The organism is Kitasatospora papulosa (assembly GCF_000717245.1).
Lineage (GTDB): Bacteria > Actinomycetota > Actinomycetes > Streptomycetales > Streptomycetaceae > Streptomyces > Streptomyces papulosus.
The window spans coordinates 247,131-262,942 of the sequence record NZ_JNYQ01000001.1 but is presented as its reverse complement, the minus strand read 5'-3'; the positions used below and the strand labels follow the sequence as shown (position 1 = coordinate 262,942).

The 15,812-nt window shown below is 70.6% G+C and carries 12 protein-coding genes and 1 tRNA gene; 4 read left to right on the top strand and 9 right to left on the bottom strand.

The features are described 5' to 3' along the window. The first annotated feature begins 693 nt into the window (after window positions 1–693). The 3 genes from IA22_RS0101140 to IA22_RS0101130 all read left to right on the top strand — a co-directional run bounded on the left by IA22_RS0101140 (window position 694) and on the right by IA22_RS0101130 (window position 2,740). Window positions 694–1,926 carry a helix-turn-helix domain-containing protein gene (locus IA22_RS0101140; protein WP_014156126.1) on the top strand — a complete coding sequence of 411 codons (1,233 nt, stop codon included), beginning with the start codon at window positions 694–696 and terminating at the stop codon, window positions 1,924–1,926. A gap of 9 nt (window positions 1,927–1,935) precedes the next feature. Further along, complete coding sequence (orn, locus tag IA22_RS0101135) at window positions 1,936–2,544, top strand: oligoribonuclease (protein WP_015577268.1); 609 nt, start codon at window positions 1,936–1,938, stop codon at window positions 2,542–2,544. A 123-nt stretch (window positions 2,545–2,667) separates the two neighbouring features. Then, a tRNA-His gene (locus IA22_RS0101130) sits at window positions 2,668–2,740 on the top strand. 144 nt (window positions 2,741–2,884) lie between these two features. Here the strand turns inward: IA22_RS0101130 and IA22_RS0101125 are convergent. Beyond that, window positions 2,885–3,640 (bottom strand): GbsR/MarR family transcriptional regulator, encoded by a 756-nt coding sequence (locus IA22_RS0101125; RefSeq protein ID WP_015577269.1) that lies wholly within the window; start codon window positions 3,638–3,640, stop codon window positions 2,885–2,887. Window positions 3,641–3,863: 223 nt separating this feature from the next. Between IA22_RS0101125 and IA22_RS0101120 the strand changes: the two genes are divergently transcribed. Continuing rightward, complete coding sequence (locus tag IA22_RS0101120; RefSeq protein WP_015577270.1) at window positions 3,864–4,532, top strand: DUF4097 family beta strand repeat-containing protein; 669 nt, start codon at window positions 3,864–3,866, stop codon at window positions 4,530–4,532. A gap of 246 nt (window positions 4,533–4,778) precedes the next feature. On the opposite strand, the gene IA22_RS0101115 is transcribed toward IA22_RS0101120, so the two are convergent. The 8 genes from IA22_RS0101115 to IA22_RS0101080 form a co-directional block, all read right to left on the bottom strand. Continuing rightward, complete coding sequence (locus IA22_RS0101115) at window positions 4,779–5,825, bottom strand: LacI family DNA-binding transcriptional regulator (protein WP_014156122.1); 1,047 nt, start codon at window positions 5,823–5,825, stop codon at window positions 4,779–4,781. A 295-nt stretch (window positions 5,826–6,120) separates the two neighbouring features. Continuing rightward, on the bottom strand, window positions 6,121–7,578 hold the full coding sequence (locus IA22_RS0101110; RefSeq protein ID WP_015577272.1) for a GH1 family beta-glucosidase: 1,458 nt from the start codon (window positions 7,576–7,578) through the stop codon (window positions 6,121–6,123). A gap of 172 nt (window positions 7,579–7,750) precedes the next feature. Beyond that, window positions 7,751–8,674: a carbohydrate ABC transporter permease gene (locus tag IA22_RS0101105; protein ID WP_015577274.1), complete on the bottom strand. Its 924-nt coding sequence runs from the start codon at window positions 8,672–8,674 to the stop codon at window positions 7,751–7,753. 15 nt (window positions 8,675–8,689) lie between these two features. After that, window positions 8,690–9,688 (bottom strand): carbohydrate ABC transporter permease, encoded by a 999-nt coding sequence (locus tag IA22_RS0101100; protein ID WP_015577275.1) that lies wholly within the window; start codon window positions 9,686–9,688, stop codon window positions 8,690–8,692. A 172-nt stretch (window positions 9,689–9,860) separates the two neighbouring features. After that, a complete protein-coding gene (locus IA22_RS0101095) occupies window positions 9,861–11,183 on the bottom strand; it encodes an ABC transporter substrate-binding protein (protein WP_014156118.1) in 1,323 nt (440 codons plus the stop codon). A 761-nt stretch (window positions 11,184–11,944) separates the two neighbouring features. Continuing rightward, window positions 11,945–13,414, bottom strand: a complete 1,470-nt coding sequence (locus tag IA22_RS0101090) for a cellulose binding domain-containing protein (RefSeq protein WP_030122462.1) — start codon at window positions 13,412–13,414, stop codon at window positions 11,945–11,947. Window positions 13,415–13,575: 161 nt separating this feature from the next. After that, entirely contained in the window at window positions 13,576–15,045 is a 1,470-nt protein-coding gene (locus IA22_RS0101085; protein ID WP_015577278.1) for a sensor histidine kinase, read from the bottom strand. Next, on the bottom strand, window positions 15,042–15,746 hold the full coding sequence (locus IA22_RS0101080) for a response regulator transcription factor (RefSeq protein ID WP_030122461.1): 705 nt from the start codon (window positions 15,744–15,746) through the stop codon (window positions 15,042–15,044). Before IA22_RS0101080 ends, IA22_RS0101085 begins: the two co-directional genes overlap by 4 nt. Window positions 15,747–15,812 lie beyond the last annotated feature (66 nt).

Here is a 15,812-nt window from a genome sequence, read left to right as displayed (position 1 = left end):
CCCAGCCCTCGCACAGCGCATGCGGCGATGCAGGGAGCATGCCGGAGAACGCCCTGGTATGGCAATGCCGGTTGCGTCGTACATCCAGCTCGTGGACGCTCGGACGTGTTCCCGCCACCCCCTCGCGGCGACCCTCGCGCCGGTTCCGGCCGGACGGCCGAATGCACCACCCACCCGCTCGGCCCGTCGCGTCACGCCCTGCCATCGTGCAATTGCACGCTGTCGACCTGGGGGGGGTCGGGACGGCTTCGAGAGGCCCTTGAGGCGCGTAGAGGCTCCTAAGCGCAGGGGGCGTACGCCGGTCACATGACTGGAATACGCGCACGCAACCATCGGTTTTCAGCCAACTTCGCCCACACCCCGTTCCCTTGGTGCCACAAGGGCTCAACCCGCGTGCCACCAGGAAGGAATAGACCGCGCGGTAGGCTTTGACCCTATGGGGACGAGCCATGATCGCGATGCGCACTTCCCTGTGGGGCTCGCCAGTGAAACGCTTCGTGATCGAACGCTTCGCGCCAAGTTGCCTTGTCGACATAGTGCCGGTGGGGGAACGTGTCACGTCGGCGCCACGGAACGCAGTAGATTCGATCATGAGTCGAGGACTGGGACCCGTGCGAGACCGAGGGGAAACGTGCAGGAGCGACAGGCCCGTAGGGACCAGGAAGACGCGAACACCGAGGGGGGCTTAGCGTCATGAGCCAGGACTCCGCCACCGCAACGGAGGCCGCACGGAAACTGACCGGGCGGCGACGCCGGGAAGTAGTAGCCGTACTGCTGTTCAGCGGCGGCCCGATCTTCGAGAGCTCCATTCCGCTCTCAGTTTTCGGAATCGACCGGCAGGACGCGGGCGTTCCCCGCTACCGCCTGCTGGTCTGCGGAGGCGAGGAAGGACCGCTGCGCACCACCGGCGGGCTCGAACTCAGCGCACCGTACGGCCTGGAGGCGATCAGCAGGGCCGGCACCGTCGTGGTGCCCGCCTGGCGGTCCATCACCTCCCCGCCGCCGGCAGAGGCACTGGACGCGCTGCGCCGCGCCCATGAGGAGGGCGCCCGCATCGTCGGTCTGTGCACGGGGGCCTTCGTCCTCGCCGCGGCCGGCCTGCTCGACGGCCGTCCGGCCACCACACACTGGATGTACGCACCGACGCTGGCCAAGCGCTATCCGTCGGTGCACGTCGATCCGCGTGAGCTCTTCGTCGACGACGGCGACGTGCTCACCTCGGCCGGAACGGCGGCCGGAATCGATCTCTGCCTCCACATAGTCCGTACCGACCACGGCACGGAGGCGGCCGGGGCCCTGGCCCGCAGGCTCGTCGTACCGCCGCGGCGCAGTGGCGGTCAGGAGCGCTACCTCGACAGGTCTTTACCTGAAGAGATCGGCTCCGACCCGCTCGCCGAGGTCGTGGCCTGGGCGCTGGAGCATCTCCACGAGCAGTTCGACGTGGAGACGCTGGCCGCGCGTGCCTACATGAGCCGGCGGACCTTCGACCGGAGGTTCCGTTCGCTCACGGGCAGCGCTCCGCTCCAGTGGCTCATCACCCAGCGCGTGCTGCAGGCTCAGCGGCTGCTCGAGACCTCCGACTACTCGGTCGACGAGGTGGCGGGCCGCTGCGGCTTCCGCTCGCCGGTGGCGCTGCGCGGGCACTTCCGCCGCCAGCTGGGCTCCTCCCCCGCCGCGTACCGTGCCGCGTACCGGGCACGCCGTCCGCAGGGCGGGGTGCTGGAGAGCGTCACGGCGTCGATCGACACGTCCGTGCCCGTCCAGGGCACGGCATCGAGCCGACGGGCCGCCGCGGCGACCTCTCCCGGCCCGGCGCCGGTCACCGCGACCACGGGTCCGGGGGGCGGTATGGAACGCATGGGAGCGGTTCCCGAGGCGTACGTTCCGGGTCGCCCGGCCCTGCCGGGGCAGCGCAGCGCCCCGTAGGGTGGGCCCATGAACGATCGCATGGTGTGGATCGACTGCGAGATGACCGGGCTCTCGCTGGCGGACGACGCACTCATCGAGGTGGCCGCACTGGTCACCGACTCGGAACTGAACGTGCTCGGCGAAGGGGTGGACATCGTGATCCGCCCGCCGGACGCGGCCCTGGAGACCATGCCCGAGGTGGTGCGGCAGATGCACACCGCCTCGGGCCTCCTCGACGAGCTGGCCGGGGGCACCACCCTGGCCGACGCCGAGGAGCGGGTCCTGGCCTACATCCGTGAGCACGTGAAGGAGCCAGGCAAGGCCCCGCTGTGCGGAAACTCGGTCGGTACCGACCGGGGCTTCCTCGCGCGGGACATGCCGTCCCTGGAGGGCTTCCTCCACTACCGGATCGTCGATGTGTCCTCGGTCAAGGAACTGGCGCGCCGCTGGTACCCGAGGGCGTACTTCAACAGTCCGGAGAAGAACGGCAACCACCGGGCGCTGGCCGACATCCGCGACTCCATCACGGAGCTGCGGTACTACCGGGACGCGGTCTTCGTGCCGCAGCCCGGCCCGGACTCCGCCCGCGCCAAGGAGATCGCGGCGCGTCACACGCCGTCCGCCGGGCAGCAGTAGAAGACCCGCTGGTCACGGGCCCTCCGGGGCCCGTGACACGGCCCTGAGGAACTCGGGCGCGAGCACCCGCTCGGACCCTGTACACTTTTTCTCGGCCGGTCAGTGAAACGACCGGACGACATGGTGGGTATAGCTCAGCTGGCAGAGCACCTGGTTGTGGTCCAGGATGTCGCGGGTTCAAGTCCCGTTACTCACCCTGAATGATCAGCCCCTGACCTGGGACAACGGGTCAGGGGCTGATTTGTTGCGTTCCCGGCCGACGGTGACCGCGCCACTCGGCGCATGCCGGCACGCCGCCTCGGGGGAGCCTGCAGGGGCCCGGACCGCTCCGGGCCCCGGTTCATCCGTTGTCCGGGTGCGGCTCGTCGGCGGCGTCCGTGGCCGTCTCCGGTTTCACGTACAGGATCTCGCGGGCCTGCTCCGCCGCGCGGGTCGTGCTCTCGCCGATGAAGTCGAGGAAGCGCGCGATGTTCTCCAGGCGGACCGCTGCCGGGGTGCCGGGGCCGAGGACGCCGACGCCCTGCCGTGCGGTCTCTATGACCTGCATGAGGGCCTGGGCGCTGGCGATCGTCGCCTGGTACCAGACGTCGTCGTCGACGACGTACCGCTCGCGTCGGCGTTCGTCGCGCTCCCTTCGCACGAGGCCCTGGCTCTCCAGGAAGGTGATGGCCTTGGAGATGGACGCCGGGCTGACCTGGAGGCGCTGGACGAGCTCGGAGGCGGTGAGGCTGCCCGAGTCGGTGATGTAGAGGCAGGCCATCACCCGGGCCATCATCCTGGGCGTGCCCGACGCCATGATGACGGTGGTGAAGACCTCCTCGTACTCCTTCACCGCCGCGGCGTCCCGGCCGTGGGGCTGCGGGAAGGCCTCCGCCCCCCGGGGAGATGCCTGCCTGCGGCGGCGGGTGCGTTGTTCGGTGGCGCGGTGGGCGAGGTCGGCGCGGTAGCCGGCGGGGCCGCCGTTGCGCATCACCTCACGCGTGATCGTCGAGGTCGGACGGTCGAGGCGTCTGGCGATCTCCGCGTACGCGAGACCGTCGCCCAGTCCCAGCGCGATCTGCTGACGTTCCTGCTGGGTGAGTCTGCCTCCCGGCATCGCGGTCTCCTCCGTCTGGTCCGTGGTGCGCCCACCCTAGCGTTCACTTCCAAGCCGTTGCAACGATCGACGGCCAGAATGTTGCATTCAAATCTGCCTCGTTGCAACGAAATCACCACCTTCACCTGCGGGAGCGCCCATTCGTCGCAACAATGACGTTGCTCGAAATTCGAATGCAACGTAGCGTTTCTCGTATCGGAAACACGACATCGAGGAGCGCACGATGCAGAACTTCGACACCCCCGCCCCGGTCTCCGCCATCGCCCGCATCCCGGCGGGACTCATCCGGCTCGTCGCCTCCGACCGGGCCGACACCACGGTCGAGGTACGGCCGGCGGATGCTTCGAAGAGCCGCGACGTGAAGGCGGCGGAGGCCACCGAGGTGTCCTACGCGGACGGTGTCCTGCGGATCGAGGTCCAGGAAGCGACCAACCGGGTCCTCGGGAACTCCGGCTCCGTCGAGGTGACCGTCCACCTGCCCGCCGGCTCCCACGTCGACGCGAGAACGGCCGCCGCCGAGTTCCGGGGCGTCGGGCGACTCGGCGACGTCACCTTCGAGGGCGCGGCGGGCTCGGTCGAGCTGGACGAGACCGCGAGCGTCCGCCTCACCCTCCAGGCCGGCGACGTCTCGGTCGGCCGCCTGGGCGGCCCGGGTGAGATCAGCACCGAGAAGGGCGGCATCCGCGTCTCCGAGGCGGTCGGCGGCACCCTCACCCTGCGCACCGGCGCCGGAGACATCTCCGTCACCGCGGCCCGCGGAGTGTCCGCCGCCCTGGACGCCGGCACCGGCTACGGCCGGATCGACAACGCGCTCAGGAACACCGACGGCACGCCCGGCCTGCGCATCGAGGCCAGGACCTCCTACGGCGACATCACTGCCCGGAGCCTCTGACCACGGCTCCGGGGCCGGGCCACGCAGGCGGGGCCGGGGAGGAACGGCCCGGGGTCCAGGGCGCCCGGGCCGGGTGACACCCGCCACACAGGCCCCAGGGCCGCATGACGAGCCGTATGCCGGGCACCCGGTCCCACAGGCCCTGCCGCGCTTCCCCCCGACGCGGCAGGGTCTTTCGGTGTCCCGCGCCGGATTCGGGACCTGCCCCTCACGCATCCACACATGGGCGGCCGGTCGCGGCACGCCTCAGGACGACTCGCGCACCACCAGTTCCGTGGGCAGCACGATCCGCGGGCGCTCCCGTGCGGCGTCGCCCGAGGACCGGCTCGCGATCTCCTGCAGCAGGACGCGTGTCATCGTGCGGCCCATCTCCTCGATCGGCTGGCGCACACTCGTCAGGGGCGGGTCCATGTGGCGGGCCACCGCGGAGTCGTCGAAGCCGATCAGCGCGACGTCGTCCGGGATGCGGCGGCCGGACTCGCGCAGGACGTGGCGGGCGCCCGCCGCCATCACGTCGGAGGCGGCGAAGACCGCGTCGACGTCGGGGCGGCGCTCCAGCAGCTCACGCATCGCGCGGGCCCCGCCCTCCTCGCTGAAGTCGGCGGGGGCGATGAGCCGTTCGTCGGGGTCGAGGCCGGCGGTGGCGATGGCCTTGCGGTAGCCGTCGAGGCGGCGCTGGGCACCGTAGACGTCCAGCCGGCCGGTGATCGTGGCGATGTTGCGGCGGCCTCGCGATATGAAGTGGTCGACGGCGGCGCGGGCACCCTCGAAGTTGTCGGAGTCCACGGAGGGCAGCGTCTCGGCCGCGTGCCTGCGTCCGCTGATCACGGAGGGCATGCCGAGCTGTTCGAGGAGGTCCGGCAGCGGGTCGTCCGCGTGCACGGAGACCAGGAGTACCCCGTCGACCCGGTGCGCGGTCAGGTACTGGGCGAGCCGGCGGCGCTCCCGGTCGTTGCCCGCGAGGGTCAGCAGCAGCTGCATCTCGGTGTCGGCGAGGGCCGCCCCCACTCCCCGGACGATGTCGGAGAAGTACGGCTCGGCGAAGAACCGGGTCTCGGACTCGGGCACGACGAGGGCGATCGCGTCCGTGCGGTTGCCGGCGAGCGCGCGGGCCGCACGGTTGGGTACGTACCCCAGCTCGGCGACGGCCGCCTCGACGGCCTCCCTGGTCTGGGCGCTGACCCGGGGCGAGCCGTTGATGACGCGAGAGGCCGTGCCCCGCCCCACTCCGGCCCGGGCCGCTACCTCTTCGAGCGTGGGCCGCCCGCCACTCCGTACTCGCGCTGCCGCCATGGCTGCCTCCCGTTCGCGGTCAATTTCTCACAGCGGGATGGCCAAACCAAGTCCCGCCGTCGGATCCCTTGACACTTGTCCGGACCCGGCGGTCTGAGCAGCGCCACAACTCTTGGGAGCGCTCCCAAGCCTACGGGGTGCGGATGACGAACACGTAAGGCGGGCCTGGGGACGGAGCGGTGCGGCGGCACGTACACCGGGTCGGTCCGGGGTCGCGGGCACAGGAAAGCGGGACCCGGCGCAGTGCCGGGTCCCGCTGTCCCGTCCTGTCCCGGTCGGCCGGTGCCGACCTGGGTCAGACGGTGCCGACCGGGGGAAGCGCGTGGCGGCGGATCACGTCGGAGTACCAGTGGGCACTCGTCTTGGGGATCCGGCGCTGCGAGGCGTAGTCGACGTACACGGCGCCGAAACGCTTCGAATAGCCGTACGCCCACTCGAAGTTGTCCATCAGGGACCAGAGGAAGTAGCCGCGTACGTCGGCGCCGTCGGCGATGGCCCGCTGCACGGCGTCGAGGTGCCCGTGCAGGTAGGCGACGCGCTCGGGGTCCTCCACCTTGCCCTCGGGCGAGACGTAGTCGTCGAACGCCGCGCCGTTCTCGGTGACCATGAGCGGCAGGCCGGGGTGGTCCCGGTGGGTGTCCATGAGCAGGTTGTAGAGGCCCTCGGGGTCGATCGACCAGTCCATCGCGGTGCGCTCCTTCCCCTCGGGAAGGTGGAAGGCGACGTGCTCGGAGCCGGGCCACGGGGAGTGGTCGCTGGCACCGTGGGCGTCGCTGCGCGCGTAACTGGCGCCCTGCGTCGGGGTGGAGACCAGCGTCGGGGTGTAGTAGTTGATGCCGAGGGCGTCGACCGGACGGGAGATGGTGGCGAGGTCGCCGTCCTTGACCAGCTTCGACCAGTCCACCAGGTGCGAGGTGTCGGTGATCAGGTCCTCGGGGTACTCGCCCCGCAGCATCGGACCGGTGAAGACGCGGTTGCCGACCGCGTCGATGCGGCGGGCGGCGTCCGCGTCGGCCTCACTGCCGGTGAGCGGGCGGACCTGGTGGAGGTTGAGGGTGACCGAGGTCTGCGCAGCAGCGGGGAGTTGGGCGCGCAGAACCTCGATCGCCCGGCCATGGGCGAGGTTGAGGTGATGGGCCGCCTGCAGCGCCGCTGCGGGCTCGGTGCGTCCGGGGGCGTGGACGCCGGAGCCGTAACCGAGGTAGGCCGAGCACCACGGCTCGTTGAGGGTGGTCCACATGCCGACGCGGTCACCGAGTGCGCCGGAGACGATCGCGGCGTAGTCGGCGAAGCGGTCGGCGGTCACGCGCTCGGGCCAGCCGCCGGCGTCCTCGAGCTCCTGGGGCAGGTCCCAGTGGTAGAGGGTGGCGACCGGCATGATGCCGGCGTCGAGCAGCTCGTCGACGAGCTTGCGGTAGAAGTCCAGGCCGCGCTCCACGGCCGGGCCGCGGCCGGTGGGCTGGACCCGGGACCAGGAGACGGAGAACCGGTACGCCTTCAGCCCGAGCTGCTTCATGAGGGCGACGTCGTCGCGGTAGCGGTGGTAGTGGTCGGCGGCGATGTCACCGGTGTCGCCGTTGCGGACCTTGCCGGGCGTCCGGCTGAAGGTGTCCCAGATGGACGGCGTGCGGCCGTCCTCGGCGGCGGCGCCCTCGACCTGGTAGGAGGCGGTCGCCGCGCCCCAGATGAAGCCCGTGGGGAACTGCGCCTCGGGCGCCTGCTTCGGGGTGATGTCGGGTCGTACGGCAGTCATGCGGGAGCGCTCCCATGGGTGGAGGGACAGGGACAGGAAGTGCGGGGCCCCGGCCCCGTACGGCCTGCGGTCAGGTGCAGGCCGTACGGAACGGCGTGGGCCGGACCGGGGAAGGACGGCAGAGCCGGGGTGGAACGGCGGGGCCGGGATCGGACCGGAGGGCGGGCCGGGGTCAGCCCTTGACGGCGCCGGACATGATTCCCCCGACGATCTGCTTGCCGAAGATCACGAAGACGACGAGCAGGGGCAGGGTGCTGATCAGTGCGCCCGCCATGACGATGCTCTGGTCGGGCACGTAGGACGCGCTCAGCTGGCCGAGGGCCACCTGGAGCGTGGGGTTCTGCTGATTCAGCGCGAGGTACGGCCAGAAGAAGTCGTTCCATGCCTGGACGAACGTAAGCATACCGAGCACCATCATCGCCGGTCGGGCGACCGGGAGCACGATGCTCCACACGATGCGGAGGTTGTTGGCCCCGTCCATCCGGCCCGCCTCGATGAGTTCGTACGGCAGCGCCTCAAGGAGGTACTGGCGCATGAAGAACACGCCGAACGCGCTCACCAGGGTCGGGAAGATCACCGACTCCAGCTGACCGCCCCAGCCGATGTCCGACATCATCATGAACAGCGGCACGACGCTGAGTTGCGGGGGGATCGTCAGGGTGGCGATGACCGCCGTCATCAGCACGCCGCGGCCCTTGAAGCGCATCTTGGCGAAGGCGTAGCCGGCCAGGGTGCAGAAGAACAGGGTCGCCGCGGTGATGCTGGCGGAGACGATGACCGTGTTGACGATGGCCTTGCCGAGGTTGGCCTGCTCCCAGGCCGCCTCGAGGTTGTTGAAGAGGTTGCCGCCGGGGATGAGGGGCGGCGTGGTGTCCAGCACCTCGTCCTGGGTGCGGGACGCGGCGACGAGCGTCCAGTACAGCGGGAAGAGCGAACCGAGGCCGACGACGACGAGGGCGAAGTAGGCGAAGGGGCCGGCGTGGTGCTGGCGGCCGGCTCCGGGCTTGAAGCGGCGGCGGCTCGGAGGCTCCTGTTGGACGGCGGCCTTGGAGACGCGGCGGTGGTCCGGAGCGGTGATGGGGCTGGTGGTGGTCATGGATATCGCTCCCCGTCAGGCCGCGGTCTTGCGCATGAAGCGCCCGACGAGCCAGTTGATCGCGGCAATGAGCAGCAGCAGCACGAGCATGGCCCAGGCGACCGCGGCGGCCGGACCGAGGTGTCCGAGGTTCCAGCCGTAGTTGTAGAGGTAGATGCTGAGCGTCTCGTACTGGTGCTCCGTGCCGCCCTGCGCTCCGATCTGGCCGCCCTCGAGCAGGAGGGGCTCACCGAAGAGCTGCATCGATCCGATGGTCGAGATGACGATCGTGAAGAGGATCGTCGGGCGCAGCGAGGGGATCGTCACGTTGCGGAACTGCTGCCAGCGCGACGCCCCGTCGAGCGATGCCGCCTCGTAGAGGTCGGACGGGACGGCCTGCATCGCGGCCAGGTAGATCAGCGTGTTGTAGCCCGTCCAGCGCCAGATGACGATGACGGCGATGGCGATGTTGGACGACCAGTGCCCGTTGGCCCAGTTCGTCTCACCGGCGCCGAAGAAGCCGAGGACCCAGTTCAGCAGGCCCCCGTCGGCCCGGAACACCAGGGCGAAGACCAGGGCCGCGGACGCCACCGAGGTGGCGTACGGCGTGAGGATCACGGTGCGCCAGAAGGTGCTGGCACGCAGCTTGTAGTTCAGCAGATGGGCGAGGCCCAGCGCGATCATGAGCTGCGGGACGGTCGAGATGACGCCGATGACGAAGGTGTTGGTGACCGCGGTCCAGAACTCGGAGTCCTGGAGGATGTTGCTGAAGTTCTCCCAGCCGACCCACTCCATCTGGTCGAGGCTGGTCATCTCCACCCGGTGGAGGGCGATCCAGCCGGTGTAGATGAGCGGGTAGAGCCCGAAGGCCCCGAAGACGAGGAAGAAGGGCGCGATGTAGGCGTACGGCGACGCCTTGTCGTCGAAGCGCCACAGCCGGCTGCGCCATGCCTGGCGGCTCGGCGTCATGGGCTTCGGGGCGCGACGGCCGGGCCGGGAGCCGTGTGCGCCCCTGGTGGGGGTGGTGGTTGCCACAGGTGGGAGTCCTTCCCTGGGGTGTGCCGACACCGCAGGGGCAGGCCGGACCTCTGTCTTCAGGTCCGGCGGAGGTGTCGGAGAAGGTGCGCGGTGCCGGTGGGAGAACCGGCACCGGTGCGGGCCGGCCGGGACGCGTGGATGTCGTCCCGGCCGCCCGCACCGGTGAGGATCAGCCGATCACCTTGTCGATCGCCTCGGTCGCCGCCTTCCAGGCGTCGTCCGGCTTGGTGCCCCGCTGCTCCATGTTGTTGATCTGGGTGGAGATGGTGTCCTTGATGACGCCGTCCTTCGGGCCGAGCACGGCCGCGGGGATCGCCTGCGCCTCTTCGGCGTAGATCTCACCGATGGGGGCGTTGTTGAAGTACTCCAGCTTGGCGGTCTTCACGTCGGGGAGCTCGTAGGCGCCCTTGTTCGACGGGAAGAGACCGGCGGCCTTGAAGACGGCTGCCTGCTGCTCGGGGGCGGTCAGCCACTTGACGAGCTCACCGGCCTCCTTGACGTGCTTGCCCTTGGCGGGCACGGAGAGGAAGGAGCCGCCCCAGTTGGCCGCGGTGTCACCCGGGGTCCGGGCGATGTCCCACTTGCCCTTGAAGTCGTCACCGGCGTACGTGGAGATCTGCGCGGCCATCCACGCGGGGCAGGCCACGGTGGCGATGCTGCCCTTGCGCAGGGCCGCCTGCCACGGCGGGCTGAACTGGGCCAGGCCCTGGGTCAGCTTCTTGTCGACCGCCTCGGAGGCGAGCTTCCAGCCCGCCTTGACGCCGGCGCTCTCCTTGTAGATCGCCTCGCCGTCCTTGGAGTAGTACTGCTCCGAGTCGGAGCTGACCACGCCGTTGTACATGGCGCTGGCGGAGTCCATGAAGAAGGTGCCCTTGGGGGCCTTCTTCTTGAACTCCTCACCGAGCGCGAGGTAGTCCTCCCAGCCGCCGGCGAGCTTCGCGGCGACCTCGGTGCGGTCGGCGGGCAGCCCCGCCTGCTCGAAGAGGTCACGGCGGTAACAGATCGACATGGGACCGATGTCGGTACCGGCACCGATGACCTTGCCCTCGTCGGTGCTCGCCTGCAGCGCCTTCCAGTTCACCCACTGGTCGGGGTCGACCACCTTGGAGAGGTCGGCGAAGGCGTCCGCCTTGGTGTCGACGAGCTCCTTCACGCGGCCGACCTCGATGCCCTGCACATCGGCCAGACCGCTGCCCGTGTTGAGCTGCTGGAGGAACTTGGGGTAGTAGACCTTCTCGTCGGCCGTGACGTTTTCCTTGACCGTGATGTTCGGGTGGAGCTCGTGGTACTTCTCGAAGAGCCCCGCCTCCTTGTAGCCGAACTGTCCGAAGTCGGCCACGGTCAGGGTGATGTTGCCGTTCGCGTCGGCCTCGTCGGAGTCCGACCCCGAGTCACTGCAGCCGGTCAGCATCAGGGCGGCGGCCGTGAGGCCCGTGGTGGCCACGACGGCGGTTCTGCGGCTTCGACCTGCGACGGTGCGGGTGATGCGCATTCCACTACTCCTTGTTCCAGGGTGGGACTGGCGTTCGATCTGCTCGGCATACGCGCTGGTGCCGCGGGTGCCGGTGGTACGGAGAGGACATGGGCGGTGCCGTCCCCGTACGAGCGAAAAACCTCGTTCGATATGGGAGCGCTCCCATGCGCTGATGCCGGAAGGTTGCTGCCTCAAGGGGGTGGGTGTCAAGAGTTGAAGACGCTTCCGTTGCCCGAGCGTGTCCTGCAAGTCACGGGAACGTGTCCGACCCAAGGCTTGCGCTTGCTCTCGCGCCCTGCATGCAGGGCGCGTTGCCGTTCGGATCACCGCAGGTCAGACGGGTTCGGGGGCGAAAATCCACCGCTTGCGGCCCGGAAAGGGCCATCGCGTCGCGCCGATCCCCGCGCATCGCGCCGAAGGGTGCCCAAGGCCTCAACAACTCGCGGATGCCCGCCGGAAGATGAACGAGGCGAGGGTGCTGTGAGGGCACACAGGGGGTCACGAGAGGTTTCCGCGTTCTTTCCCCGAACTCCACCACGGGGCAGCGAGGTTCCACTTCCCTCCGGACAAGCCCGCGGAAGGGGGACACGCCGGACGCGCCGGACAGCCCGGGCGGGCGGTACGGGGATCGCCCCTCCGAGCGCCAGGGGGGCGGACGCGCAGGGGCGCGCGCCCCGGCCGGATGTGGGGGGTGTGGGGGCCGGCCGAGGCGCGCGGGAGGAGGTGGGTCGAGGGGTGCGCCGAGGCGCACGGAGGGGGTGGTCCGGGATCGCGCCGGACTACCGGAAGGCGCCGAACGCCTTGGTGAAGGCCAGCGGCTCCTGGAGGATCGAGCTGCACGTGGCGTCCGCCGTCGGCTTCGCGCCGCCTGCGCACTGCACGTCCCTGGTGCCCGACCACATCGCCAGCCTGCCGATTCCCTTCTCCCGTGCGAACGCCACCAGCTGCGTGGCGTCCTCGACGGTGAAGATCTCGGTGGCCACGTCGTTCACGCCGATCATGGGGGTCACCGCGACCGCCTTCCAGGCCGCCGCGTCCGAGAGGCCGAGCACACCCTTGAGCTGCGCCTGCGTGGCGGTGGCGGCCTGGGCGGCGTAGTCGCCCATGTCCCCGCTGTACGAGGCCCCGTAGTCCATCGCCATGATGTTGACCGCGCCGATCGCCACGCCGTTCTTCTTCGCGTCCGCGATCAGGTCCACGCCCGGCTGGGTCAGCCCTTCCGGCATCACGGGCAGCGTGAAGGACACGTCCAGTCCGGGGTGCGACTTCTGGAGCTGCGCGACGGCCGCCGAACGGCGGGAGTTGGCGGCGGAATCGGGCAGCGCCCCGCCTTCGATGTCGAAGTCGACCTTGGTCAGCCCGTAGGCGTCGATCACCTTGCCGTACGCCGTGGCGAGTTCGGCCGCGGAGGAGCAGTGCAGTGCCAGTTCGGCACCCGCGGCTCCGCCGAAGGAGACCCGCACGTCACCGCCCTCGGCCCGCAGAGCGGCGATCTGGGCGGCCACCTTGTCGTCGCCGAGCCCCGTGACCCCGCCCCACAGGGGGGCGCAGCTGCCGCCCGAGGTGATGAACGCCAGGTTGAACTCCTTGACGCCCGTCTTCGACGCGGTGTCCAGCAGGTCGTAGGCGGGGTGGAGGGAGGTGTCGACGTACGGGGCGAATCCGGCGCCGTCGGCGGTGCCGCCGGGCGGGCCGGACGGCTCGGCGGGCGTGGTCTCCGTCGGCTCGGCGGTCGCGGTGTCCGTGGGTGTGGGGCTCGGCGCGGCCGTCGGGGTCCCGGTCGGGCGTCCGCTCGGCTCGGGCGCCGTGCCGCCGTCCGCGGAACAGGCGGCGTCGTTGATGAGGCAGCCCTGCGGATCGGCGGCGGTCCCGCCGGAGGCGGCGACGAAGCCGACCGTCACGGATCCGCCCGGGGCGATGTCCTTGTTCCAGCTCGCGGGCTTCACGGTCACGTGGTTGCCGCTGACGGTGTGCTCGCCGTTCCAGAGGGAGTCGATCTTCGTGCCGGCGGGCAGATCGAATTCGAGCGTCCACCCGGACTGCACGGTCCCGGTGTCGTTCGAGACGACGTACTGCCCGGTGTAGCCACCGGTCCAGCCGCTGGCCCTCGTGTACGTGGCGCCGACGGCGGCCGCCTGCGCCGTGCCGGTGAGTGCGAGGACCGTGCCGCCCACGACCGCTGCGGCGACGAGCGCGCCGACCGCCTTCGTGCGGGTACTCGCCGTACGGCGGTGCGTGCTGGTGCCCATCGCGTGCCTGCCTTCGTGCTGCCGGGGGGTGATTGCGTCTGCACGCTAGCCGCCGCGAACCGGGCAAAAGGCACTCATGGGAACCGGGCCGGTGTTCTTAGGGTTTGCTTAAGGAGGAGATCGGTACGGGTTAAGCCCGACCGGCGAAAGGCGACGTGGCCTCAGCTTCGTGACCGTGGGTCCGGTCCGGCTCCCGGAGCGCCGCGGAGCTCCGCGTTCCGCCCTCTCCCTCCTCGCGGGCCCCGTCTTCCGCTTCGCCGCCCGACCCGGTGCCCGCGGCGCGCACGCTCGGCCGGTCCGCCGTCGAGCCCTATCCAGATGCGCACCTCCGTGCCACCGAGCACGGACCGCCCGATCCGCAGGTCACCACCGGTGGATTCGGCGACCCGGCGGACGATGTCGAGCCCCAGACCGGTCGATCCCACCCCGCCCCGCGCTCCGTCCCGTCCACTGGCACCGCGGGCGAGGGCGGAATCCGGATCGGGTATGCCGGGGCCGGCGTCCGAGACGAGCACCAGTACCGCGTCACCGCTGTGGTGGACGTCGACGGCGAAGGCGGTCCCCTCCGGGGTGTGCCGGAAGACGTTGCCGAGCAAGGCGTCCAGTGCCGCCGCGAGTTCGGGTCCGGCCACCGGGATCCGCACCGTGCGGTCCACTCCCGCCAGCCGCACCGTGCGTCCCTCGTCCTCGGCGAGCGCCGACCAGAACCCCATGCGCTCCCGGATGACCTCGGACGCGTCGCACCCCGCGCCCGGCTGCCCGCCCTGGGTCTGCGGGCGCTGCTCCCGCGCCGTGCGGATGATCGTGTCGACCTCGTGCTCCAGCTGTTCGACCGCCGCCCTGGTCTGTTCCGCGGCGGGGCTCTCGCCCAGCGAGGCGGCGTTGAGGCGGAGCACGGTCAGCGGGGTGCGGAGCCGGTGCGAGAGATCGGCGGCCAGCTCGCGCTCGTTGGCGAGGAGCTGGACCACCTGGTCGGCCATGGAGTTGAACGCGACGGCGGCGGAGCGCAGTTCGGTGGGCCCCTCCTCGGGGACCCTGGTGCCCAGCCGCCCCTCCCCCAGGTCCTGGGCGGCGCCGGCCAGACTCCGGGCGGGCTGCACCATGCGTACGCCGAGCCGGTCGGCCACGGCCACCGAGCCGACGATCAGCGCGATGCCGACACCGGCGAGCACCAGCCAGGCCGTGCCGACGCCGTGGGAGACGTCGGCGTCGGCCACGAAGACCTCCACGACGGCGATGCCCCCCGATCCCAGCGCGGTGGGCTGCAGCAGTACGGAGCCGCCCGGTACGTCCGCGATGGAGGCGCGTCCCGACGCGCCGACGGTCTCCAGGTCCTCGCGGGTGGCTCGGCGGGTGCCGATCTCCAGTACGGATCCGTCCGTTCCGGCAGCGGGGACATGGACCGCGAGGCGCCCCCGGCCGCCGGGCTCGGTGGACAGCACGGCGCGGGTCAGCTCCTCACGGTCGGTGGTGATGGTGAGGGTGGGGCCGATGGTGGCGGCCTGCCGCTCGGCGTCGGAGAAGGCGCGGTCCCGGGCCATCTCCTTGATGACGAGTCCGAGCGGCACGGCGAACGCGATCACGACCATGGCGGTGACGGCCAGACAGACCTTGACCAGGGCCCATCTCATGCGACGGGCCCCGCAGCCGGTGGTTCGAGTTTGACGCCGACGCCGCGCAGCGTGTGCAGATAGCGCGGCCGGGCGGCCGTCTCGCCCAGCTTCCGGCGCAGCCAGGAGAGGTGGACGTCGATGGTCTGGTCGTCCCCGTAGGACTGCTTCCAGACCTCGGCCAGCAGCTCGCGTCGCGGTACGACGACGCCGGGCCGGCCGGCGAGGAAGGCCAGCAGGTCGAACTCGCGGCGGGTCAGATCCAGTGCGGTGCCGTCCAGTTCGGCCTGGCGGCGCAGCGGGTCGATGAAGAGTCCGCCGACCTGGAGGACGCGCGGGGGCGGTGCCTGCGCGCCGGCGCCGCGGGTGCGGCGCAGGACGGCCGCCATGCGGGCGGAGAGGTGCTCGACCGAGAAGGGTTTGGTCAGGTAGTCGTCCGCGCCGTCGTTGAGGAGCCTGACTATCTCCGCCTCGTCGTCCCGCGCGGTCGCGATGATCACGGGTACGTCGGTGATGGAACGCAGCATCTTCAGCGCCTCGGCGCCGTCGAGGTCGGGCAGTCCGAGGTCGAGGACGACGACGTCGAAGCGGAAGTGCGCGACCTCGCGGAGCGCTTCGAGGGCGGTGCCGACGCTGCGCACCGTGTGCGAGGCCTCGGTCAGGTGCCGGATGAGGGCGGAACGTACGAACTGGTCGTCCTCGACCACGAGCACACTAGGCATGCGCCGCACCGTAGCCCATCCGGAGTAACGGGGTCCCCTCCAGGACAGGCCCGGTACGGGTGGTGC